At 46.4% G+C, this 21,156-nt stretch carries 19 protein-coding genes, 1 tRNA gene and 2 pseudogenes; 10 read left to right on the forward strand and 12 right to left on the reverse strand.

Annotation, left to right across the window (positions count from 1 at the left end):
- Positions 1-61: 61 nt before the first annotated feature.
- The 6 genes and pseudogenes from QMK20_RS16325 to QMK20_RS16350 all read right to left on the reverse strand — a co-directional run bounded on the left by QMK20_RS16325 (position 62) and on the right by QMK20_RS16350 (position 5,382).
- Positions 62-1,365 (reverse strand): annotated as a pseudogene (locus QMK20_RS16325) (PTS sugar transporter subunit IIC).
- Positions 1,366-1,484: 119 nt separating this feature from the next.
- A complete protein-coding gene (locus QMK20_RS16330) occupies positions 1,485-1,784 on the reverse strand; it encodes a PTS sugar transporter subunit IIB (RefSeq protein WP_283652436.1) in 300 nt (99 codons plus the stop codon).
- Positions 1,781-2,140: a PTS sugar transporter subunit IIA gene (locus QMK20_RS16335; protein WP_283652437.1), complete on the reverse strand. Its 360-nt coding sequence runs from the start codon at positions 2,138-2,140 to the stop codon at positions 1,781-1,783. Before QMK20_RS16335 ends, QMK20_RS16330 begins: the two co-directional genes overlap by 4 nt.
- A 177-nt stretch (positions 2,141-2,317) precedes the next feature.
- Positions 2,318-4,138 (reverse strand): BglG family transcription antiterminator, encoded by a 1,821-nt coding sequence (locus tag QMK20_RS16340; protein ID WP_283652438.1) that lies wholly within the window; start codon positions 4,136-4,138, stop codon positions 2,318-2,320.
- Positions 4,080-4,265 carry an HTH domain-containing protein gene (locus QMK20_RS16345; RefSeq protein ID WP_283652439.1) on the reverse strand — a complete coding sequence of 62 codons (186 nt, stop codon included), beginning with the start codon at positions 4,263-4,265 and terminating at the stop codon, positions 4,080-4,082. The genes QMK20_RS16340 and QMK20_RS16345 overlap by 59 nt, the downstream gene beginning before the upstream one ends.
- 45 nt (positions 4,266-4,310) lie before the next feature.
- Positions 4,311-5,382, reverse strand: a pseudogene (locus tag QMK20_RS16350) (LacI family DNA-binding transcriptional regulator).
- Between the two features lie 310 nt (positions 5,383-5,692).
- On the opposite strand from QMK20_RS16350, the gene QMK20_RS16355 reads away from it, so the two are divergent.
- Genes QMK20_RS16355 through glpK form a run of 4 tightly spaced genes read left to right on the forward strand, consistent with a single transcriptional unit; the run spans position 5,693 to position 10,524 of the window.
- Positions 5,693-7,156 (forward strand): L-fucose/L-arabinose isomerase family protein, encoded by a 1,464-nt coding sequence (locus tag QMK20_RS16355; protein WP_283652440.1) that lies wholly within the window; start codon positions 5,693-5,695, stop codon positions 7,154-7,156.
- Between the two features lie 54 nt (positions 7,157-7,210).
- The gene (locus tag QMK20_RS16360) at positions 7,211-8,056 is read left to right on the forward strand and encodes a transketolase (RefSeq protein WP_283652441.1); all 846 of its coding nucleotides are present in this window, start codon (positions 7,211-7,213) and stop codon (positions 8,054-8,056) included.
- A 2-nt stretch (positions 8,057-8,058) separates the two neighbouring features.
- Complete coding sequence (locus QMK20_RS16365) at positions 8,059-8,994, forward strand: transketolase family protein (protein ID WP_283652442.1); 936 nt, start codon at positions 8,059-8,061, stop codon at positions 8,992-8,994.
- Between the two features lie 12 nt (positions 8,995-9,006).
- A complete protein-coding gene (gene glpK / locus QMK20_RS16370) occupies positions 9,007-10,524 on the forward strand; it encodes a glycerol kinase GlpK (RefSeq protein ID WP_283652443.1) in 1,518 nt (505 codons plus the stop codon).
- A gap of 86 nt (positions 10,525-10,610) precedes the next feature.
- Here the strand turns inward: glpK and QMK20_RS16375 are convergent, their stop codons facing one another.
- A complete protein-coding gene (locus QMK20_RS16375; protein ID WP_283652444.1) occupies positions 10,611-11,489 on the reverse strand; it encodes a LysR family transcriptional regulator in 879 nt (292 codons plus the stop codon).
- A gap of 135 nt (positions 11,490-11,624) precedes the next feature.
- On the opposite strand from QMK20_RS16375, the gene QMK20_RS16380 reads away from it, so the two are divergent.
- Entirely contained in the window at positions 11,625-12,836 is a 1,212-nt protein-coding gene (locus tag QMK20_RS16380; protein WP_283652445.1) for an MFS transporter, read from the forward strand.
- A gap of 179 nt (positions 12,837-13,015) precedes the next feature.
- Here QMK20_RS16380 and QMK20_RS16385 read toward each other — a convergent pair whose 3' ends face one another.
- Positions 13,016-15,076 carry a glycosyl hydrolase 115 family protein gene (locus tag QMK20_RS16385; protein ID WP_283652446.1) on the reverse strand — a complete coding sequence of 687 codons (2,061 nt, stop codon included), beginning with the start codon at positions 15,074-15,076 and terminating at the stop codon, positions 13,016-13,018.
- A gap of 202 nt (positions 15,077-15,278) precedes the next feature.
- On the opposite strand from QMK20_RS16385, the gene QMK20_RS16390 reads away from it, so the two are divergent.
- Positions 15,279-15,986 (forward strand): GntR family transcriptional regulator, encoded by a 708-nt coding sequence (locus QMK20_RS16390; protein WP_283652447.1) that lies wholly within the window; start codon positions 15,279-15,281, stop codon positions 15,984-15,986.
- 65 nt (positions 15,987-16,051) lie between these two features.
- Here QMK20_RS16390 and QMK20_RS16395 read toward each other — a convergent pair whose 3' ends face one another.
- Positions 16,052-17,251 (reverse strand): enolase C-terminal domain-like protein, encoded by a 1,200-nt coding sequence (locus QMK20_RS16395; protein ID WP_283652448.1) that lies wholly within the window; start codon positions 17,249-17,251, stop codon positions 16,052-16,054.
- Positions 17,252-17,510: 259 nt separating this feature from the next.
- Here QMK20_RS16395 and QMK20_RS16400 point away from each other — a divergent pair, with 259 nt between their 5' ends.
- Entirely contained in the window at positions 17,511-18,122 is a 612-nt protein-coding gene (locus tag QMK20_RS16400; RefSeq protein WP_283652449.1) for a PTS transporter subunit EIIB, read from the forward strand.
- A gap of 17 nt (positions 18,123-18,139) precedes the next feature.
- On the forward strand, positions 18,140-18,895 hold the full coding sequence (locus QMK20_RS16405) for a PTS sugar transporter subunit IIC (RefSeq protein WP_283652450.1): 756 nt from the start codon (positions 18,140-18,142) through the stop codon (positions 18,893-18,895).
- A 517-nt stretch (positions 18,896-19,412) separates the two neighbouring features.
- Here the strand turns inward: QMK20_RS16405 and QMK20_RS16410 are convergent.
- Positions 19,413-19,498, reverse strand: a tRNA-Leu gene (locus QMK20_RS16410).
- A 248-nt stretch (positions 19,499-19,746) separates the two neighbouring features.
- On the opposite strand from QMK20_RS16410, the gene QMK20_RS16415 reads away from it, so the two are divergent.
- Both QMK20_RS16415 and QMK20_RS16420 read left to right on the forward strand, forming a co-directional pair.
- Entirely contained in the window at positions 19,747-19,905 is a 159-nt protein-coding gene (locus QMK20_RS16415) for a hypothetical protein (RefSeq protein ID WP_013311032.1), read from the forward strand.
- Positions 19,906-20,039: 134 nt separating this feature from the next.
- Positions 20,040-20,231: a hypothetical protein gene (locus tag QMK20_RS16420; protein ID WP_283652451.1), complete on the forward strand. Its 192-nt coding sequence runs from the start codon at positions 20,040-20,042 to the stop codon at positions 20,229-20,231.
- Between the two features lie 324 nt (positions 20,232-20,555).
- Here the strand turns inward: QMK20_RS16420 and QMK20_RS16425 are convergent, their stop codons facing one another.
- Both QMK20_RS16425 and QMK20_RS16430 read right to left on the reverse strand, forming a co-directional pair.
- Positions 20,556-20,882 (reverse strand): YnfA family protein, encoded by a 327-nt coding sequence (locus QMK20_RS16425; RefSeq protein ID WP_283652452.1) that lies wholly within the window; start codon positions 20,880-20,882, stop codon positions 20,556-20,558.
- Positions 20,883-20,936: 54 nt separating this feature from the next.
- On the reverse strand, positions 20,937-21,119 hold the full coding sequence (locus tag QMK20_RS16430) for a hypothetical protein (RefSeq protein WP_044648234.1): 183 nt from the start codon (positions 21,117-21,119) through the stop codon (positions 20,937-20,939).
- Positions 21,120-21,156: the final 37 nt, after the last annotated feature.

Here is a 21,156-nt window from a genome sequence, read left to right on the forward strand (position 1 = left end):
CCTTATTGCTGTAATGACAGAAAACGGCGAACAGTTCGCCGCTTTCCGTTTTATTGCTCATTTATGAAGTAACGATACTTGCTTGGGCTCCAGCCGTTCCCTCCTGTTCTGACTTCTCCTGTGCTTCGCGTTCCCTGTTCAACGCTTGTTTATCAAGCGTTCTAAAGAACGGATAGTAAATCAACATACAAACGGGAATGAGCAAAAGCTGTGCAGCAGCAAGTCTCCAGCTCCCCTCAATAAAGCCCAGAACAAAAATCGGAGTGCCAAATGCCGGGTAAATTCCGATGGGTGCAGGCAGCAAGCCCGCAGTTGTCGCAAAATAACCGAGGACGGCGCAGACGATAGGAGAAATGATAAACGGAATAGCCAGGAGCGGATTCAAAACAACTGGAATTCCGAAATTGAGTGGCTCGTGAATCGAGAAGAAAGTCCCCGGAAGGCCGAGCTTGCCAATCGTGCGTAATTGCTTGCTCTTGGCCAAGAAGACCAGCAGGAGAGCGAAGCCCAGCATCGGCGCATAGTTTGAGAAGATATACCAAAAAGCCAGCCCGATAATGTTCGGTAGCGGAGCTCCCGCCTGGAAAGCGTCGAGATTGGCAAGATCCAGGCTCATCCAGATCGGTTTGACGATGGCAAGCGTTACGATTGCACCGTGGATTCCGAACATCCAGAGCACCTGCATAATGATGAGGGCGACAATCATAGCCCCCAGTGATCCACCCAGTCCTTCCAGTGGCACTTGCAGATAGGTATAAATAAACTCATGGACCGTACCGAATGACGTATGCATGAACAGACCGGAAACAATAACGAATACCATAGCTACGAGTATCGCCGGAATTAATCCTGAGAATGTTTTGACAACGGTGGGCGGTACTCCTTCGGGCATTTTAATGGTCCAGTTGCGATCGACAATCCAGATATACAATCGGGAAGCCAGCAAGCCAACCAACATAGCAACAAACAAACCCTGCGCACCGAGCCACTGAAGTGGAAGCGCCCGGACTTTATCGAATGTTTGAATCGGCGTCAAAATAAGAAACGAGAGCAGTGCCGTTGCTGCGGGAATCAGCGGGTCCTTGTCAAAAGCTTGCGCCAGTCTGTAGGCGATGAAGAAGACTGCATAAAGGGCGATGATGCCAGTTGTCATCGTCGATCCTAATCCGATAATACCCTTGATCGGTGCAATGAGGTTCTGGTAAGGCTCCCAGGCAAGTGCGGAAAAAAGGGTCGAAAATGCCCCGATAACCAAAAAGGAAGGGTGGACATTAGTCCATTTGAAATAGCGCTCATATAGCGATTTTGCTGAATTTTCCCAGCGTATCTTTGCAACTTATGCGATAGTTTTTTTTCGTTAGCCATTTTCCTTCAACTCCTGCTTTAGACTTTCATCTGTTGAACAATAATATAGAGAGCGCTTCCATTTAAGGAAATCACATTTTTTTACCCATGGAAACTTGTGAATATGGCAATGTCTTCCTTTATAGATTTAACGCTTCGGCAAGTACCTTTTCGCCATTCATCATGCCATAATCCATTCTGTCAATTACGCTTACTTTGATGCCTTTAGGCTCGTATCTGGTTTTAAAATCGTCTTCCAGGTAGCCGACCTGCGGTCCAATTAGGAGTACATCCGTTTTGTCCGCATACTCTTTAAAGGAGCTTTCGGAAGTAGCTCTGATCTCAACCTCAACATTTTGAGCCTGTGCGGCCTTCTGCATTTTCTGTACCAGCATACTTGTAGACATTCCTGCTGCGCATACGAGCGTAATTTGTTTCATTTGTTATTCCTCCCCGATAATGGTGTGATGGATACTGCTGCTTCGTAACGGTTCAATCTGCTGTAAAGTTCCACGATATGCCCCGCCAGATCCTTTGTCGTAATGGCTGACATGAGATGGTCTTGTGCATGCACCATTAGCAGTGTCACTTCATGAGTTGTCCCACCCGCTTCCTGCTGGATCAGTCGCGTCTGTGATTTATGCGCTTGGACCAGCTCGTTTTTGCATTCTTCAAGACATTCTGCTGCCTGCTCCGCATTACCCTTCTCGGCAAAGCTGATGGCTTCCATAGCTTTACTCTTCGCAATACCCGAATTTGTTATAAGTCCCATTATGATTTCCTGATACTCATCCATTGAATTCACCTCATGCATTTCATCTCTTTAGCTTACAGATTCAGTGTATACGATTCTTGCCGACTTCTAAACGCAACTCTTTTCCACTAGAAGCGGAAATGCTTACAATGAAAAAAATAGAAAAACTCCGCACGATGCTTGTCCAGAATCCAAGCAGATGTCGTGCAGAGCTTTATTTTAATACAGTTTATGTTTGACGATAATTTGAGCAAAATCTCCATAGGTTTTGCATTCCAGCATCTGCTGGATAATATCGGAGTCGTCAACCAATCCCATCAGATGCTTATACATTTTCGCCGGGGGCTCGTCACCGTTTTTGTTAATACTGAGCAGGCAGACGAGCTGCACAGGCTTGCCAGACCAATCTATGGGAGATTTCAGTGCACAGACCGCCCATACCGTCCGATTGCTTTGCGGAATAATGGGATGAGGAATGGCTACCAGATTTCCGTAAGCTGTAGGAGCAGCATTTTCTCTTTCCAGCACCAGTCCGATGAATCCCTCGGAAGAGCGGATCAATCCGGAAGCATGCATTCTTTCTCCCAAAAAAGTAATGATCTCTTCCTTTGTGGTGAAGTTCTGTCTTAGAAATACAAGCTCTTCCATAATATAGCGGAAAGTATACTCCCCTTCACCCGTCAGCAGCTCTTCAATCTTATCGATGTCACCGCCGCCAAGCAGAGTCTGGACTACCACGACCGGAACGGATAATGTCTGCGGGATTGGAACTGTGCTTACCACAAAATCAATGTCATGCAGAGGAACCTGCTGCAACTTGTAATACTCGGTCGTGCCAGCAACCTCAAGCCTTTCACCGAACTTGCTACGCAACTTGTAATACAGCAAGCGGGCACTTCCAACACCCGAAGTGCACACGACAAGGCAGCGTTTAGGTCTGTTGTTCATCTGCTGCCTTTCCATGGCGGCTCCGATATGAATCGCCAAATAACCCATTTCTGTCTCTGGTATAGCCATATTCAACTTGCTCTCGATCAGCTTGGCACCTATGACCCCCGCCTGAAAAGCCAAAGGATAATTATTCTTTACATGATCCAGCATCGGATTACGGATATTCATCCCATATTTTACGCGATTCAGTGCCGACTTCAGGTGAAGACATATGCCCATTAACAGTTCTTGATCCCGGCTGATATTCAGGTTAAAGCCCTTGTCAATTTCATCCAGCATTTCTCTGCCAAGCTCATAAATTCCCCGATCCAAGAGCTTCTGAGGCCCCGCCTCTACCGTCTGTTGCTCCGTAATTCCCTCAAACCACTTGTTCCCGGCCAGATGCATGGCGATATAAGCAACTTCATCTTCCGGAAAGGTCAAATCCATTTCCTTTTCAATGTGGCAAACAATATGCTCAGCGGCTCGAAATTCCTCGGTAGCCCGAAAACCTCCCTTTTCATCGGAAAGCATCGCGACCCGGTTCCCATTACGAATGCGCTTGCAAGCTATAGCGATATGAATGGACAGGTTGTTGAAGGCAACATCCGACAAGGCGACCCCGTGGTTCTGGATTTGCTCCATAATAATATCGCGAATCAGTGTCATTTCCCATGGAGATACCATCCTCGACGCAGCCTCCACACCCCCAGTCCTTTCTTCAGAACGGTTGACGATGAATTCAGACATGCAGAAACGTAAGCGAACCTCGTCGCCCCTCAGCTTGACACCGTAATTCGGGCGCTTATCAATGCCGATTCCGTATGCCTGCAGCATATGCTTAACCTCTTTGAAATCATTTTGTACGGTGGATTTGCTAATGTATAACTCATCCGCCAACTCTTCCAGCTTCAAATAATTTTCTGTAAACAGGAGGCGCGAGATTAAATAACGCTGTCGGTATTCAGGAGAATTGGGATCATCCGGTTCGTTATACAGGAACAACTGCTGTAGGAGCGTACGAAAGCTGCGGTCGTCCGTGATTTTCAGTTCATACCCCCTTGAACGAACAGGCTGAATCGATGCTCCATGCTTGGGCCAGAAATTCATCCAGTTCTCTGATATCGCTACGTACGGTACGTGAAGTAACCTGGATCAATTTTGCCAGATGCTCGCTCTTGACAGGAGTGTCCGCAGCCAGCAAATGCTGTAGAATCGAAACCATTCGCGTATTCATTCAAAGTGACCCCCTCCCGTTCTTTTGTCCAAATCTGTCCTCTACTCAGACCTGCTCGATTACCTCGCCTTTAGATACGAAAGTGGCAGGAGCAGCACAGGAATTGCGCTCTACAAATTTCGTATCCACTGTGATTTTTGCCGTAACCTGCGTTCCCTGCTCAATAGTATCGGTCAGGAGATCGACAGCAAGAACGGCCATTCTTTCTTTTTCTACATGAATGGTCGTTAGCTCCGGCGTGACAATGACCGATTCCGTAATGTTGTCAAAGCCGATAATTGAAGTATCCTGCGGCACCCGGATACCAAGCTCGCTCATGGTCTTCATAGCACTGATAGCAATATAGTCGCATTCGCAAAACCAGACCGTCGGTAAAGTTTTTCCGCTCTCCATATAAACAGTTAGCTGCCGATTCAGATCCTGCTGCGATGTAAGAATGGTTGGAGCTACCGCCAGCATTAGTGTCTCCGGAATCTTCAGCCCCCGTTCCATGAGTGCCGCCAAAAATCCGCGTTTACGTTCCTCAAAATTATGAATCCGTACATTAGAAGCAATATATCCGATTGAGGTATGGCCCATGTCGCATAAATAAGCTCCTGCCTGATAAGCACCCATAACATTATTAATCTGGATAAATTGTACGGGAAGCGTATCAAAGCAGGTATCCAGCACAATCAGATTCGGCAGCTTGGCATGAATATCACTGATTTGCTCACGGGTCAGATTGGTCCCCAGAACGATAGTCCCTGCACTGCGTTTCTCCTCTGCAACCATCTGGATATCCCTCTGGAAAAATTCTACGTCGACCGTCGAAAAGATCAAAGAATACCCTTTTTGTCGGCAACGCTCCTCAATAAACTGGATTAATTCTTTAAAAAATGGCTGTTGATAGTATTCCTCAAGGACAATACCCGAATTGGTACACACGAGAAAAAGCAAGGACTTATCACTTCTCGTAGCCGTTATCGTCTTACTTTTGGGACTGTATCCTGCCTCGTGGGCTACCTGGAGAATACGTTCACGCGTATCTGGACCAATTCCCGGCTTGCCACTGAAGGCCAGTGAAACAGCTGATTTGGATACGTTGGGCCAGCTTAGCGATGTCTTCCATTTTCATGCCCTAATTCTCCATTCTCAATAAGATGAACACAGCAGTGAAGTGAATAACTGAAGTTTACACCGAAGTGAGATACGATGCAATATTTAGCTGAATTTATTCATATTTGTTTAGTTATTAGTTTAGTTATACAACTAAATATCACTAAATAGTTCATTGACACCGCTTTAATTCGATGTTACTATGGCTTCGACATAGAAATAGTCATCGAATTTAGTTTTTTTCAACTAAACTTATTACTTTAATTTAGTTAATTCATTTTATTTTGTTCAGCAAATGTTGTTTATTCGAGTACAGAGGAGACATGATCATGAAGAAATTAAAGTTGGGTTATGCTCCGACGCGCCGATTTACGTTCAGCGCCGACGATGCCTTTAAGTACAAAGTGGAAATTCGCAAGAAAATTGAGAGCTTTGGCATGGATATCGACATTGTAGACCTGGAGGGCCTTAATGAGGAAGGCTTGCTGTATGACGACCATATAAACGCGGATTTAATTGCAAAGCGATTCAAAGAGGAAGAAGTCGACGCTGTTTTTTTCCCACATTGCAACTTTGGTACAGAAGATACTGTAGCCCGTGTAGGCAAAGCGCTCGGCAAGCCCGTCCTGTTGTGGGGACCGCGGGATGAAGCGCCGCTCGCGGACGGCATGCGCCTTCGCGACACCCAATGCGGTATTTTCGCCACAGGTAAAGTGTTGCGAAGATTCGACGTTCCCTTCACTTATGTAACGAACAGTTGGGTGAATGATCCGGTTTTTGAAAGGGGCTTTACCAACTTTGTGGCTGCCGCCAACGTTGTGCGTCAGTTCAAGAGCTTGCGCATTCTCCAAATTGGCCCCCGCCCCGCTTCGTTCTGGACGATGATGTGCAATGAAGGTGAGCTGCTCGAACGCTTCGGCATTGAGATTCACCCCATTACCCTTGTCGACATTCAACTGAGAACCAAAAAAATCGCCTCCAGCAACAGCTCTGAGCTTCTGGAAACGATGGATTACATTAAAGAAAAACTCGATTACAGCGAAGTGACCGAAGATGACGTAAAACGGATAGCTGCTTTAAAGGTTGCCATGAAATCTTTCGCCCGTGAGACAGGAAGCAGCGCTATCGCGATCCAGTGCTGGTCCTCTTTACAGGATGCCCTATCTATTATGCCATGTCTTGCCAACGCTATCCTGACTGACGAGCAAATTCCAGTTACTTGTGAAACAGATATCCATGGAGCCATTACTTCCATTATGGTGCAGGCCGCCGCCATGAACACATTGCCGACCTTCTTCGCGGATATTACTGTTCGACATCCCGAGAATGATAACGGCGAACTTCTCTTCCACTGTGGCAATTTCCCGGTCTCGCTCTCCGTAGAGAACAAACCGAAATTGCGTAAGCATTTTCTCTTCGACGACCATTCGCCCGGAACGCATGAAGGCGAAATCCGCGGTGGCGGTATGACTATTGCCCGATTCGACGGCGACCACGGTGAGTACTCCATGTTCCTCGGGCGTGCCCGGGGTATTGAAGGTCCTTATACCCGCGGCTCCTACGTATGGGTGGAAGTAAACGATTGGCCGCTGTGGGAGGAAAAACTCGTAAAAGGGCCTTACGTCCATCATTCCGTAGGTATCCACGCCAATGTGATCCCGGCCATTTATGAGGCCTGCAATTATATACCCGGCCTGACGCCTGATCCGGTCGATCCCACGGAACAGGAAATTCAAAGCTGGCTTAGAGGATCCGATCTCGCCCGTAATAAGCGCCCGAACATTCACGTTTGAGACGTCTAAAGTGACAAAGCCCATCCCTATAATATCTATCTTGAGGAGGACATTATGGAAATCCAGGAACTGAAAGTCAAAGCCGCACAAATCCGCATGGACCTGCTAACCATCATTCACCGCGCCAAAACGGGACATACGGGGGGATCGCTGAGCAATACAGACATTTTAACGGCTTTATATTATGAAATCATGAACGTTGACCCTGCCAATCCAAAATGGGATGACCGTGATCGCTTTATCGCCAGCAAAGGGCATTCCGTAGAATCTCTGTGGTGTATTCTGGCCGACCTGGGCTTTTTTCCAAAAGAAGAGCTGGAGACCTACAGCCAGTTCGGTACCCGACTCATTGGCCACCCGAACAACAAGGTTCCAGGGATTGAAATGAACACCGGGGCCCTCGGCCACGGCCTGCCCATTTCCGTCGGCATGGCATTAGCGGCCAAGCGGGATGACCGTCCTTACCGTGTATTTTGTCTAATGGGAGATGGCGAGCAGGCCGAAGGCTCCAACTGGGAAGCCGCTATGGCAGGCTCTCATTATAAGCTGGATAACCTGATCGGCATTATCGACCGCAACCGACTCCAGATCAGCGGTGCTACCGAAGAAGTCATGGGACTGGAGCCGCTGGAAGAGAAGTGGGCTGCCTTCGGCTGGAACGTCGTCTCTATCAACGGCAACAATATGGAAGAATTGCTTAAGGCATTCAGAGCCGCCCCTGAAGTAGCGGGAAAGCCAACGCTAATTATGGCCAATACCACCAAGGGCAAAGGCGTATCGTTCGCCGAAAATGTCCCGGCATGGCATCACCATGTGCCTAATGATAAAGAGTTGGAGCTGGCTCTCATAGAGCTAAAGGCAACGATCGAAGAATTGACGCAGAAAGGGCAGGTGCATTAAGCATGAATAAAATTCCTAATCGCCAAGTAATCTGTGACACATTGCTGGAGTTGGCCAAAGACGACCGTGATATCATGGTACTGGCCAGCGATTCGCGTGGTTCTGCTGCAATGGCTCCCTTTGCCAATACGTTCCCGGAGCAGTTCGTCGAGGTCGGCATTGCCGAACAGAATATCGTAGGCATGTCCGCAGGCCTGGCCCACAGCGGCAAAAAGCCGTTTGTGACTTCACCAGCCTGCTTTCTCAGTATGCGCAGTATTGAACAAGTCAAAGTTGACGTTGCTTATTCGCGGACAAATGTGAAGCTCATCGGCATTAGCGGAGGCGTCAGCTACGGGGCGCTTGGCATGTCACACCACTCCGTGCAGGATATCGCAGTAGCCCGGGCAATTCCGGGACTGGCGATTGTAATGCCTGCTGATCGGCACGAAACGAAGAAACTGACCGAAGCGCTTGTAAAATATGACGGCGGCGTATACGTGCGAATCGGGCGTAATCCCGTTGAAGACGTTTACGAAACCGATGATTACCCATTTGAAATAGGCAAGGCCATCACTGTGAGAGAAGGCAACGACGTTACAATTATTGGTGTCGGTGAAACCGTGCGAATCGCACTCGATGCCGCCAAGGCACTCAACGACGAAGGCATATCCGCCCGGGTAATCAACATGCATACAATCAAGCCGCTGGATGAAGAGGCGATCATCACCGCTGCACGTGAAACTGGACGCATCATTACCGTTGAGGAACATAGCATTTACGGCGGTCTCGGCGCAGCCGTGGCAGAAGTTGTTGTGCAGAATCACCCGGTTCCTATGAGAGTGCTCGGCATCCCTGATGAGCCAGCGATTGCCGGTAAATCGGCGGAAGTTTTCCACCACTACGGCATTACGGGTGACAATATCAAACAAATTGCATTCGAATTGATTAATAAGTAGAGGGCGAAGCATATGGAGCACAATCAACAATATATATTGGCCATCGACCAGAGCACTTCAGGCACCAAAGCACTCCTTGTAGACCATCAGGGTGCAGTAATCGCCCGCAGCGGGATGGAGCATAAGCAATATTACCCCCATCCCGGCTGGGTAGAGCATGATCCGCTCGAAATTTATGAAAATGTCAAAATAACTGCCCGCAGCGTATTGGAGCAGGCTTGCGTACATCCATCCGCACTGGCTGCGCTGACAATCACCAATCAACGCGAAACGGCACTGGTGTGGGATAAGACGACTGGTCAGCCAATATATAATGCTGTTGTCTGGCAGTGCCAGCGTACGGCGGACCTGTGCGCCGAGCTGAAGCAAGCCGGCCACGAAAGCACCATCCACGCCAAAACAGGGCTTATGCTTGACCCTTATTTCTCCGCTGCCAAGTTCAAATGGATCATTGAACATACGGAAGGAGCTGCCAACCTGCTGGCTGAAGGGAGGCTGCTTGCAGGGAACATGGACAGTTGGCTGGTCTGGAAGCTTACCGGCGGTAAAAATCATGCAACCGACTATACAAATGCCAGTCGTACATCGCTGTTCAATATCCACACGCTGGAGTGGGATGAAGAGCTTGCCCGGCTGTTCTCCGTTCCTTCTTCCCTGCTGCCCGAGGTTAAACCATCTGACGCTGTATTCGGATATACGGCAGATTGCGACCTTTTCAATGAGAAAATACCGATTTCAGGCGTCATCGGGGATTCACAAGGCGCATTGTATGGGCATCTGTGTTTCAAGCCCGGAACAGCCAAAGCAACCTTTGGCACGGGCACCTCTGTATTAATGAACGTAGGGAATCATCCGGTGGATGGCGGTGACGGACTTGTAACCGCTATCGCCTGGGGGGCCGGCGGAACTGTTACGTATGCGCTTGAAGCCATCATCCGGACAACAGGTGACAGCATCAAATGGACGCAGGACAATTTAGGGCTGTTCTCTACCTTTGAGGAGATGCAGCACTTAGTCGAAAGCGTTCCTGCAAACGATGGCGTCTATCTTGTACCTGCCTTTGTCGGAATGGGCGCTCCCTATTGGAATCCCTATGCCCGAGCGGCAATTATCGGTATGAACCGTGGAACTGGCAAAGGACACATTGTCCGGGCTGCGTTGGAGAGCATCGCTTACCAAGTACGGGATGCTATAGAGTTTATTCAGGAACAGTCCGGGATTGAGTTGGTCGGCCTGCGCACGGACGGTGGGGCTTCCTCCAACACTTGGCTGATGCAATTTCAGGCCGATATTCTGGGCAACCTTGTGACCCGATCCACATGTGCCGAGCTGTCCGCCATGGGTTCGGTCTATCTCGGTGGGCTCGGCACAGGCTTTTGGTCCGATTCAGATCAAATCGCTTCCAATCTTAAAATGTATGAAGCATATGAACCAAAGATGGATGATGCTACCAGAGAGAAATATTATACTGGCTGGCAGCGGGCTGTTCAGTCTGTAGTGCAACAACAGCATGAATCTCCCGTTTTATAAATAATCTCTATACTTCATTCCTCATATCTCCCCAAAACAATCCATACAAAAAGGGCCCTTGCTTTTGCAAAGGCCCTGTTATTAAATTACTCACTCGAACGATATAGCTGACTCAACACTTTTACAAACTCACGGGCTGCCGGGGTCGCTTCATCAAAGGAATGCGCGATAATTCCGATATCCCGCGAAATTTGGGGAATGATCTCTTTAACGATTAGTGAATGGGACACCGAGGAAAGCGTAAACTTCGATATAATGCCAATGCCCAGCTTTTTTTGGACCATATGGACTAAGGTTTCAGCCGTTTGGACTGTGAGACTCTCCTGGAAAGGAATTTGCTGCTCATGCAAGGTGTTTAATACAGCAGATTCATGTCCTCCTTTACAGAAGATAAGGTCGTTCCTGTTCTGTTCCAGAGAAACCTCATGTTCTGCTTGCAATGGATGATTCTCCGGTATGATCGCAACCATGGAATCGTGTTCAAGAATATGGACGTCATAATGATCGAATGGAGAAGCTACTATTCCAATTTCAACAGTGCGATCCTCCACCCATTGTTTAATTTGATTCGAGTTTCCTTCCATCAGTTCAATAGTGACATCGGGGTATTGGGAGCGGAATAAGCAGATCGCTTCTGGAAGCAAGTTCGTAGAGGCTGCCGGGAAGGAGCCTATTTTTACTTTACCGCGTAAAAGCTTATTCTCCTGACACGCAAGCTGAACCATTTTATCTTCGATTTCCTTCATTTGTCTGGCCAGACTCAGCATTTCTTTTCCCACTTCGGTCAGTACGAGTCCATTCTGCTTGTCGCGAATAAACAATTTTACCTGCAAAGTATTTTCAAATTGGATCAAAGCCTTGCTAACCGCAGGCTGGGAAATAAACAGCGCTTTGGCAGCCTCCGTCATATTCATTTTCTCCGCAACCTTCATAAACACTTCAAGATGATTCATATTCACAGACATACACCCATTATAACCGTACGGTTATTCCCTCTATGAAATAATAGTATTTCAGTTATATCAAAACATACCTTATGATAAAAAACAACTCCTGCTCCTTATGAGCAGATGTAATGCTTGATAGAAGGGGATTGGAATATGAATTCAAATCTGAATTTTACCGCACGCACTACCAGAGATACAGCTTCATCTAAAGGACTTCCATGGGGCGGGTTACTGGCGCTTGCTATGACCGGATTTATTTGTATTCTCACCGAAACGCTTCCCGCTGGTCTATTGCCACAAATCAGCAAAGGACTGGGAATATCGGAAGCTTTGGCTGGCCAATTGGTCACGTTGTATGCTCTAGGTTCGCTCGCTGCCGCAATCCCGTTGACTGCCGCAACACGGGGCTGGCGACGACGGCCTTTATTATTGCTCTGTATCATTGGCTTTCTCATATTTAACACCATTACGGCACTGTCTTCTTACTATATCTTGACGCTGGCTGCCCGTTTCCTTGCAGGCGTAGCCGCTGGTGTGTTATGGGGGATGCTTGCTGGCTATGCCCGGCGAATGGTGCCGGATGCATTAAAAGGACGCGCCATGGCTATCGCCATGTCAGGAACCCCGCTGGCTCTTGCCCTTGGCGTTCCGTTAGGAACGTTCCTCGGTGCGCTTGTTGGCTGGAGAACGGTTTTTGGTACCATGTCCTTTCTCGCGGTAGTCTTAGTCTTCTGGGTACTCTGGAAACTTCCGGATTTTCCCGGACAGGCTACCCAACAGCGACTCCCACTGAGTAAGGTTTTCACGATTGCCGGTGTACGTCCCATTTTACTTGTCGTTTTGGTTTGGGTGCTGGCGCATAATATTCTGTACACCTATATCGCTCCTTATTTGAATCAGGCTGGACTGTCCTCCCGAACGGATGTGGTGCTGCTTATTTTCGGGATAACTTCGGTTGCCGGAATTGGATTGATCGGTGCATTGATCGACCGCTGGCTGCGTCTATTGGTACTCATGAGTACCCTTGGCTTTGCTGTAACTGCTGTAGCACTAGGAATCGGAAGTCACCAACCTGCTATCGTGTATTTAAGTGTTGCCCTGTGGGGACTGACCTTTGGCGGTGCTGCTACCTTATTACAGACCGCCTTGGCCGAAACGGCAGGCGAGAGCGCAGATGTAGCTCAGTCTATGCTTGTAACTGCTTGGAATTTGGCCATTGGCGGGGGCGGCTTGCTTGGCGGAATTCTTTTAGAGACGCTTGGGGTTCGCTCTTTCCCGTGGACGTTGCTTATCCTTATGCTTCTTGCCTTCGTCGTTTCGTGGGGGGCCAAGGAACACGGGTTCTCTACAAGAAGATATGTGTAGACCTGAAACTCAAGAAACGATATAGAAGGAGAAATTTTGTTTAGAGGTCAGCAGGTGATGGTAGCTTGAAAGTTGCATCATGAGATATGCAGAAGCTAAATGAAACATGGGTTAAGTTAGAAAGAACCTTCCATTCCATCTTGATGGATTGGAAGGTTCTTTTACCAGGACCGACTCCTCTAATATAGCACCTTCTCCAAGCAGCGTGCCAATTCATCATCGGGTAGCGGCTTGCGATGCGTATTCTCCAGGTAGATATGTTTCTCTGTTTCCGCCATTACATATTGTTTGTACCACAGGAACATATCGGGACTATCTCCCTGAATCCGCAGAAATCTCCGCACTGTGTCCGCATGAGAAATGGTGTTATCGAGATTAGTCAACCAATCCGCCCGGTAGAAATGCTCCCATCTTCCAGTCCCTGCGAGCGAGAGCATTTCTCTACCCGTCTGGTAGCTCCAAACGGCTTGCGAAGCTTGTATAAATGCTCGTGGATAATCTCCTTCAAGAAATAACCCGTAAGCGATGCAGATGTTAGCCAGCCCGCGACAACCGCTTAGATGCAATTCAATCTGTACAAGAAGCTGATTATATAGTCTGCGATATTCATCTTCAGGTAATTGTTTCATAATTTGTAGACACCGCTCTCGCAGTTCAACCCAGCCCGGGATAGCCGACTCGGCTTTTTCCTTGAACCAGCGTACCTGCTCAGCAAAAGGTCTTTCTCCAGCAGCCCAGCACAGCCGTTGATCACTTCCTTCTTTGCCTTGCAACCAAAAGCCCATCATTTGCCGCGCTGGATGGTGATAGAATTCCTCCCCCGCCCGATCATCCTTATGCGGGCCATAAACAATAGTACAACGGGAATAATCCCGGTATAATTGGAAAATCTCTTGATGCTGACGACTGTACAACCGCCCGATAAAGTCAGTAAGCTGCTGTTCAGCATCCACGTTACCATACGTCCATAAATTCGCTGCCAAATCCAGAGTATATAAATGTGGCAAAATATTACCTGAATTGACCAACAGATACTCGTCTGCTCCTGCGACAAATGCTGCCGTTAATTCGTCCACAATCAGCTCGGCTGAGGAGGGAAATTGAGTAAGATGGTTCGACGCCTGCAAGTCGTGGAAGGTCACATGATAATATACACCGTTCTTGCCTTCATCCTCCACCTCGGGCAATGCGGGTACACGATGATTGAGATTCCCATGGCGCCGGGATACCATTTTACCGTAACCATTGTCCGCCCATATTTTAATCACCCCTTCGGGGACTTCAATATGACCCTGCTTGTATAACTCGGCAATCTCGCCATACATCGCCATACTGCACACAGGCTGCTCTACAAATTCACTGATCATACTGTACTGCTTGCGAACCACATACGATATTAATTGTCCACGCTTCTCCGGCGTATTAAAGGAAGGATCATTTTCCCAAAAAGGCTTGTCTCCCTGCCCACGAAAAGACAATACCCATACAATTTTCTCTCCCTTTTGCCGTTCAATCGCTTCCTGCCATAGCTGCTCAAACAGCTCGGGATGCTCCTTGTAGCTGGCCTGTTTCCCCGGAAAAGCACGCAAAAACATCTCTGCACCCAGCGGCTCGGCATGATGATGTGTAATCCATAATCCCATTTCTACTGCAAGCTTATGATGAATACCCGTGCGTGGTAAATCCGTTCCCGGTATCACCATGTTGCCACCACAGCGTAGTAACGCTTCAAAAACGGGCTCCCACACCTGCTCCGTTGGCGGATAATCATCCTTCCAGCCAATCAGGCATACCTCATCATTGACGAACCAGCCCCGATAGCGAACCTTGGACGGTATACTGTCATAATCCTGGCTCGACAGGACTATTGTATCCCGCTTGGTCGGAGGGAGTTCCGCCCAGAACCAGAACGGCTCCACACCAAGCACGAAGCGACTGTAATGAAGCAACCCATAAATGATCCCCAGCTCATCACGGCCAATGATATGAAGTACCGTTCCCTTGCCACCTGCAACAAAACGAAGACAATAGCCCTCTGGCCACTGTGGACATCCTTCCTCTTCCTGCGCATAACGGATAATTATCGAGGCCTCTTCTTCTGCTTGCAAGGGCTCTCTGCCAAACACTTGCTTATGATCTCGCGCAATCATTCTCCAAGCGTGGGCAACTGGCACACTTCCGACAGCTTGAAGATTGTATCCGCTTTCAGATGAAATGATCAGAGGTTCAAAGGCTTTCATTTATTGTCATCTCCTATTCAACGATGAAGACTCTTCTTACCTTCATTTTATAGGTTGGTGGCATACTAAGCCCAACGGGACATGAAGATTTGCTAGAGATAAAATGTCCAAGAAAGAGAAATAATTACTATAATCACTTGATAATAGTTGCTATAACAGTATGATAAAAATATCAATGAACCAACGACTAGGGGGCTTATTAGTGAACAAAAGGGAATTTGTAATTCACGATTTATTGAGCAAAATCTACCAAAATCATTATCCTGACTGGAAACTGCCGACGGAAAGAGAACTCGCGAAGCAGTATAATGTTTCAAGGTACACCATTCATGAATCAATCAAAAAATTAAAATACATGGGCCTGGTTAAAGTCGTTCAGGGATCAGGCATCTTCATTGGAAAGAATATTCAGACCAGTCCGCTCATCTATAACTCTTTAACTGAGAACCCATACTCCAACATAAAATCCAAAGTAATCGAGTTGCAAAAGCAACCCGCTACTCCCGAGGACCAACAGATTTTTGGAATAACAAGTAGCGATGAGGTATGGGTATATCAACGTCTAAGAATCGTTAACTATCAAACGATGCAATTAGAGTTGTCCCGATTACCTGTTATTTTGTTTCCAATCCTTACGCACACGGATGCCGAACACTCCATTCAATCCTACGTGAAAAAACATAAATATACGATTTCGCATTACCTAAATACCTATGAGGCAATCGCCCTTAATAAAGAACAGGCTATGCTCTTGCAACAAAAGAGAAAGAGCCCAGCGATGAAAATATCAAGCCGCGGCATTCTTAATAATGGGATTATCTTTGAGATAAGCGAAATCGTAGCCATTGACTATAAATGTACGTATTTGACAGCCTTCAATAACGAGCATCACAAAAGAAGAAGCTTATAGAAGCATTCAACTAAACAGGCAGCTTCTCCAGCATAAGGGTCCCTATATGCTGGAGTATTTTTGTTTTAAGGGGTCATCAGTGTTCCATCTGGCAATCTCGCCTGCGTCCATTCGTGCATCCTGTATTCCACTGGATAATTTTTCGCCCGTTCTTCATTGAATTCCACGCCGATGCCCGGAAGTTCAAGAGGGTAAATGTATCCGTCTTTAGCGTCTATGATGGGCGTAAAGATGCTGCGTGTGTTCTCCTTAATCGGAATATTCTCTTGGATCGCGGCACTGTGCAGGTGAATATTAAGATGAGTGTTAACGGCGATTCCAATAGGAGTAATGTCTGACGGTGTATGCCAAGCAATTCTAACTCCGAATGCCTCGCATAAGGCTCCGAGCTTAAGAGCAGGCGTGATCCCTCCAATTTGAGATACATGGCAGCGAATAAAATCAATCTGCCTGTTGACAATAAGGCTTCTCCATTCTAAAGGATTATTGAACAGTTCCCCGGTGGCTATTGCAGTTGAAGTTTGGGAGCGTATCTGACTTAACCATTCATTTTGATCCGGCGGTAAAATGTCCTCAACAAAGTACGGTTTATAGCATTCGAGGTCTTTTGCAAACTGTACGGCTTGATTCGGGAAAAGTCGTTCATGCACGTCATGCAGGATATGAAACTGGTCATTATATTTTGACCTTAATAGAGCAAACATCTTGGTGGTTGTTCGCATATACTCGTCCTGGTCATAATAGGAACCCTGGGTAGGGTAATCCGGAGCGTGCAAATGCGAAGGATTCCCTCCATAAAAGCCAAGTTGGCACCGGATATGTTTATATCCTTGCTCAAGAATACCATTAATCTCTCGGTATAAATCCTCGATGTTGTCTGCAACTGCATGAGTATATGCAGGTATCGCATCCCTCGATTTGCCTCCAAACAGCTGGTACAAGGGCATATCGGCAATTTTACCCTTAATGTCCCACAAAGCCATATCCACCCCAGAAATAGCGTTATTCAGTACAGGTCCATTACGCCAATAAGAGTTGACCATCATCATATGCCATAAGTCCTCAATATTGTTGGCGTCTCTTCCAATCAATATAGGTTTAAGGTACTCCTCGACGAGGAGTTGAACGGCTTTCGGGCGCTGCTGAAAAGTGGCGCAACCATATCCCGTAATTTTATTATCTGTAGTTACTCTGACGACCACCAGATTATGTCGATCAGGTTTAAGCACAAAACATTCCACATTAGTGATGATGGAAGGGTTCATATGTCTCCTCTTTTCTAAGAATTTCTAGGTTTATTGAAACATGTTTGAAATGCAGAATCAATTTGGCTGGGTAAATTGTCGAATTGTTTAAAAAAACCAATCCAATTTATCATAAAAATCTCAAAAAAAACCTTATGTATCAAGGTTTTTTTATAAAACAAAGCTTATTTTGGACTGCTTTTATTCACCAGACCTTTGTGATACCATTCAGAATGTAAACGGAACCAATACTTTATATTCCTAGGACAGGAGAATTTTAATGAACAAAGTGAAAGCGGTACAAGACATGATTTATGGGGTCGGAGGAGAAAGCAATATTCAAAACGCTTGGCATTGCATGACCAGACTCAGGTTTGATTTAAAAGATAAAAACAAAGTGGACATAGAGAAAATTAAGGAATTGGACCCGGTTTTGGGCGCGCAGTTTAATAATGACCAATTCCAAATCATTCTTGGTCCTAAAGTCGCGGAATATTTTAATATTTTGGCCAGTGAATTAAAGCTAACGGATGTTCAAAAGGAAGATGAGGCAAGCTCTGAAAAAAAGAAGGGGTTTGTTACACTCTTCATGAATATTGTATCCGGCGTGTTTGGGCCTATCGTTCCAGCTATTGCCGGGGCAGGATTGATCAAGGGACTTATCGCAGGGCTGACCGCCCTCCATATCATCTCGGATCAAAGCGAAACCATTCAGATCATTAACATGATGGCGAGCGGAGTATTTACGTTTTTACCGTTTTTCCTGGCAGCATCGGCGGCTAAAATTTTCAAAACCAACGAATATTTAGCGATAGCAATCGCTGCTACCATTATGTTTCCAACGATGGTGGATGCGGCCAAGGCCGGGAACTTTCCTCGTTTCAGTTTTTAGGCTTTATACCTATCCCAGTGTTTAACTACACCGGTACAGTAATCCCGATTATCTTTGCCGTATGGGCGATGAGCCATATTCATAAAATCGTCAACAGGTTTATTCCAGAAGTGTTAAAAACCGTAGTTACGCCAACGTTAACCTTGTTTATTTCGGGCTTCCTTGCATTATCCGTTATCGGTCCCATTGGCATTCACCTAGGCAATGGCTTGGCTTGGCTTGTTCAAGGCTTATTCGGTATCTCTCCCATCCTTGCTGGCGTTGTTGTTGGTGCGATTCGACCTTTGGCCGTCTTTACTGGCATGCATCATGCAATGACTCCGATTGCTTTGCAGAATTTTGCAACACAAGGTTACGATATGTTAATGCCTATGATGTGTATGGCTAACTTTTCAATCGTAGGCGCAACATTTGCAGTGTATTACAAGGTAAACACACCTAAAGAAAAATCTATTATTGTTTCAGCCGCCGTCTCCGGTCTTTTGGGAATTACTGAACCCGCTTTATTCGGTGTTCTAGCTAAGTACAAAAAAGCTTTTCTAGCCGCCATCATCGCAAGTTCAGTTGCTTCGGCTTTTATCAGCTTTTTCGGTGTCCGATTGTATGGATATGTGTTATCGAGTATATTTAGCATTCCCGCTTACTTCGGGCCTTACTTTATCTATGCCATTTCCGGAATGATCATTGCTGTCGCACTCTCCTTTACAATCTGTTATCTGTTTCTAAGCAAAGTAGATGTTGCGAGAGCAAATGAACCTACGCAGCTCAAATAATCGTTTGTCATGGCTTCCAAGCTTTTTTAAGATCAATAAATCGTTTTAAAGTATCTAAGATTATGAGTGGAGCCTGACCTACTGTATAAGTGTTGTCAGGCCCTTCAGTTACTTTCTTTGTTGCCCGTATTCGGCTTTTTGCACCCTCCAGTGGACGTGTGCCAGTATCCAGCGTCACGAACATGGCCGTGTAGTTCGAAGCTCAACAAACGTTTTTCGTTAGGTACAGCTAATATCACAGTCAGCACATCAACATCGACCGAACTGCTGGCCCTCTGTCTTTTGTTTCTTTACAGTAACCAGATGGTTATTAAATAATTGTCGCCTATCGGTCCCGTTGCCCGCGTTCGGATTAATACACCGTAATCTTGACAAAACAAAAAACGCCCCTCCGGATAGTAACGGTGAGGCGTTTCGTTGGCCCTGTATACCTATAACGGAACATTCCGCAGATATACAGGACCTCTTGTTATTTTCGTACATTTAACTCTGATGTGACCGTGGTAAAGCATACTAATGCCGAGGACCGGGATCGAACCGGTACGGTAGTCACCTACCGCAGGATTTTAAGTCCTGTGCGTCTGCCAATTCCGCCACCCCGGCATAAATTTAGGAACGCTATTTTTCATACTTACTTGACTTATAAGTATCGGAGAAACATCCAGCTTATGTACAAAATGGTTCTCGCTATGTAAATACCGTTTTATTGGGCACCAACATATAATACGACAATTTCATCGAGTTGTAAAGTGTTTTTTTCTAAAACAATAAAATTTCTTTTTTGTATAACTTGGGCCCATTTGAATTACAATAATAAACGTCTTTCCAAACTACCAGAAGGGGTGTTACGAATGCGTGAAGGTATGATTCCAGCTGTTCTTGGAACGGTAGTATCGGCTTCAGGCGCTGTGTTGCTGAGCAGTAAGTACAAGCTTGCGGCTACAGGCATTCTCGGTTTCGGACTGGCTCATGTTGTTCTGGGAGCGATTGATCTGATTGAGCATCGCTAGTCGTTTGGGAAGTGCCGGGCGGGAGCTATTTCCTCCCCGGCTTTATTATTATAGCCGCTTTAGCTGCCTTGAGCGTTAACGTTTATATAAAGCGTACAATATGCTTGCACTCGTAAAGGAGCGTGTGATGTATTATGAAAGAAAACATTAGGGAAGAAAAGAATCGCACCGTCGATCAGGTCGAACATGAACAGTCGTTAGATCAGCGCGAGCCAGGCTTTAATCGTATTCCTGACATCAATGCCGATACTCCTGCTGCTACAGATATGATTGATGAAGCTATAAACCGTGGCCTGGACAAGCTTCGTAACGATTTTACAGATTAAAACCTGGGTCATAGGGCACGGGTTACTTAAGTAGCATTTAACTAAACAGCCTTATATAGTGATTCCTAGAGATCACTTGAAAATAAGCATAAACCAGCCAATAATCGAGACCCAAAGCACAACACTAATCAGGATTCCCCATACGATACCTACTGAGAAATTCCCTTCACTCTTCGGTACAGCATGGCCCAAATTTCATTCTAAGCTTCATTTGATTCCAGTTCATAGAACCCCCTCCTTAAGTTCTATTTCGGAATATGAAGCTCATTTATGTAGATCAATAGTCATGTTTTTCAAAAAAATAAAAAAGGGTTTTTTGTCCTATCATCCAGATCGGGGAAAAAGTATTACGGCTATTCCGACCAAGCAAATCAAGCCACCCACGATATCGTACAAATCAGGTGTCTTTTTATCAATCCACCATCCCCATGCAATGGAAAGGACTATAAAGACACCCCCGTATGCTGCATACACACGCCCAAAGGAGGAGAAAACCTGAAAGGTCGCAATGACTCCGTAGACAGCCAAAATCACCCCGCCGCAAAGTCCGACATACCATGTCTTCCCTTCACGCAGCCACTGCCAGATCAAGTACCCTCCCCCAATTTCGGCTATGCCAGCCAGCATAAAAAGTAACGCTGCCTTTAACACCACTTCACACCCCTGTTCTTCTAATCTTCTTGGTTTTATTTTTAGATGTTATCCTTAGAGCACTCGACCTAAAATAATAATCAACGCAATCACGCCAACCAGAATAAGCAGATTGCTGACCTGACGCCATAAGCCAGAGGCTCCCTCAGAGTGAAGCTTCCGCTGGTTCGCATCAAAATTCGCTTTGGCTCCTTCAGCATCTACAGGGCTAGAAAACGGTCGGTTATCTTCATTCATGTGAATGGCCCCCTTATCAATATCACCTTAATGATAC

This window comes from Paenibacillus sp. RC334 (genome assembly GCF_030034735.1).
GTDB classification, from domain to species: domain Bacteria; phylum Bacillota; class Bacilli; order Paenibacillales; family Paenibacillaceae; genus Paenibacillus; species Paenibacillus terrae_A.

What these genes read in the sequence shown, in the direction of transcription:
- QMK20_RS16330 (WP_283652436.1), bottom strand. Translation starts at nt 1,784, where the DNA reads ATGAAACAAATTACGCTCGTATGCGCAGCAGGAATGTCTACAAGTATG.
- QMK20_RS16355 (WP_283652440.1), top strand. Translation starts at nt 5,693, where the DNA reads ATGAAGAAATTAAAGTTGGGTTATGCTCCGACGCGCCGATTTACGTTC.
- QMK20_RS16430 (WP_044648234.1), bottom strand. Translation starts at nt 21,119, where the DNA reads ATGAATGAAGATAACCGACCGTTTTCTAGCCCTGTAGATGCTGAAGGA.
- QMK20_RS16340 (WP_283652438.1), bottom strand. Translation starts at nt 4,138, where the DNA reads ATGAATTTCTGGCCCAAGCATGGAGCATCGATTCAGCCTGTTCGTTCA.
- glpK (WP_283652443.1), top strand. Translation starts at nt 9,007, where the DNA reads ATGGAGCACAATCAACAATATATATTGGCCATCGACCAGAGCACTTCA.
- QMK20_RS16335 (WP_283652437.1), bottom strand. Translation starts at nt 2,140, where the DNA reads ATGGATGAGTATCAGGAAATCATAATGGGACTTATAACAAATTCGGGT.
- QMK20_RS16345 (WP_283652439.1), bottom strand. Translation starts at nt 4,265, where the DNA reads ATGAATACGCGAATGGTTTCGATTCTACAGCATTTGCTGGCTGCGGAC.
- QMK20_RS16385 (WP_283652446.1), bottom strand. Translation starts at nt 15,076, where the DNA reads ATGAAAGCCTTTGAACCTCTGATCATTTCATCTGAAAGCGGATACAAT.
- QMK20_RS16380 (WP_283652445.1), top strand. Translation starts at nt 11,625, where the DNA reads ATGAATTCAAATCTGAATTTTACCGCACGCACTACCAGAGATACAGCT.
- QMK20_RS16420 (WP_283652451.1), top strand. Translation starts at nt 20,040, where the DNA reads ATGAAAGAAAACATTAGGGAAGAAAAGAATCGCACCGTCGATCAGGTC.
- QMK20_RS16395 (WP_283652448.1), bottom strand. Translation starts at nt 17,251, where the DNA reads ATGAACCCTTCCATCATCACTAATGTGGAATGTTTTGTGCTTAAACCT.
- QMK20_RS16360 (WP_283652441.1), top strand. Translation starts at nt 7,211, where the DNA reads ATGGAAATCCAGGAACTGAAAGTCAAAGCCGCACAAATCCGCATGGAC.
- QMK20_RS16365 (WP_283652442.1), top strand. Translation starts at nt 8,059, where the DNA reads ATGAATAAAATTCCTAATCGCCAAGTAATCTGTGACACATTGCTGGAG.
- QMK20_RS16375 (WP_283652444.1), bottom strand. Translation starts at nt 11,489, where the DNA reads ATGTCTGTGAATATGAATCATCTTGAAGTGTTTATGAAGGTTGCGGAG.
- QMK20_RS16400 (WP_283652449.1), top strand. Translation starts at nt 17,511, where the DNA reads ATGAACAAAGTGAAAGCGGTACAAGACATGATTTATGGGGTCGGAGGA.
- QMK20_RS16415 (WP_013311032.1), top strand. Translation starts at nt 19,747, where the DNA reads ATGCGTGAAGGTATGATTCCAGCTGTTCTTGGAACGGTAGTATCGGCT.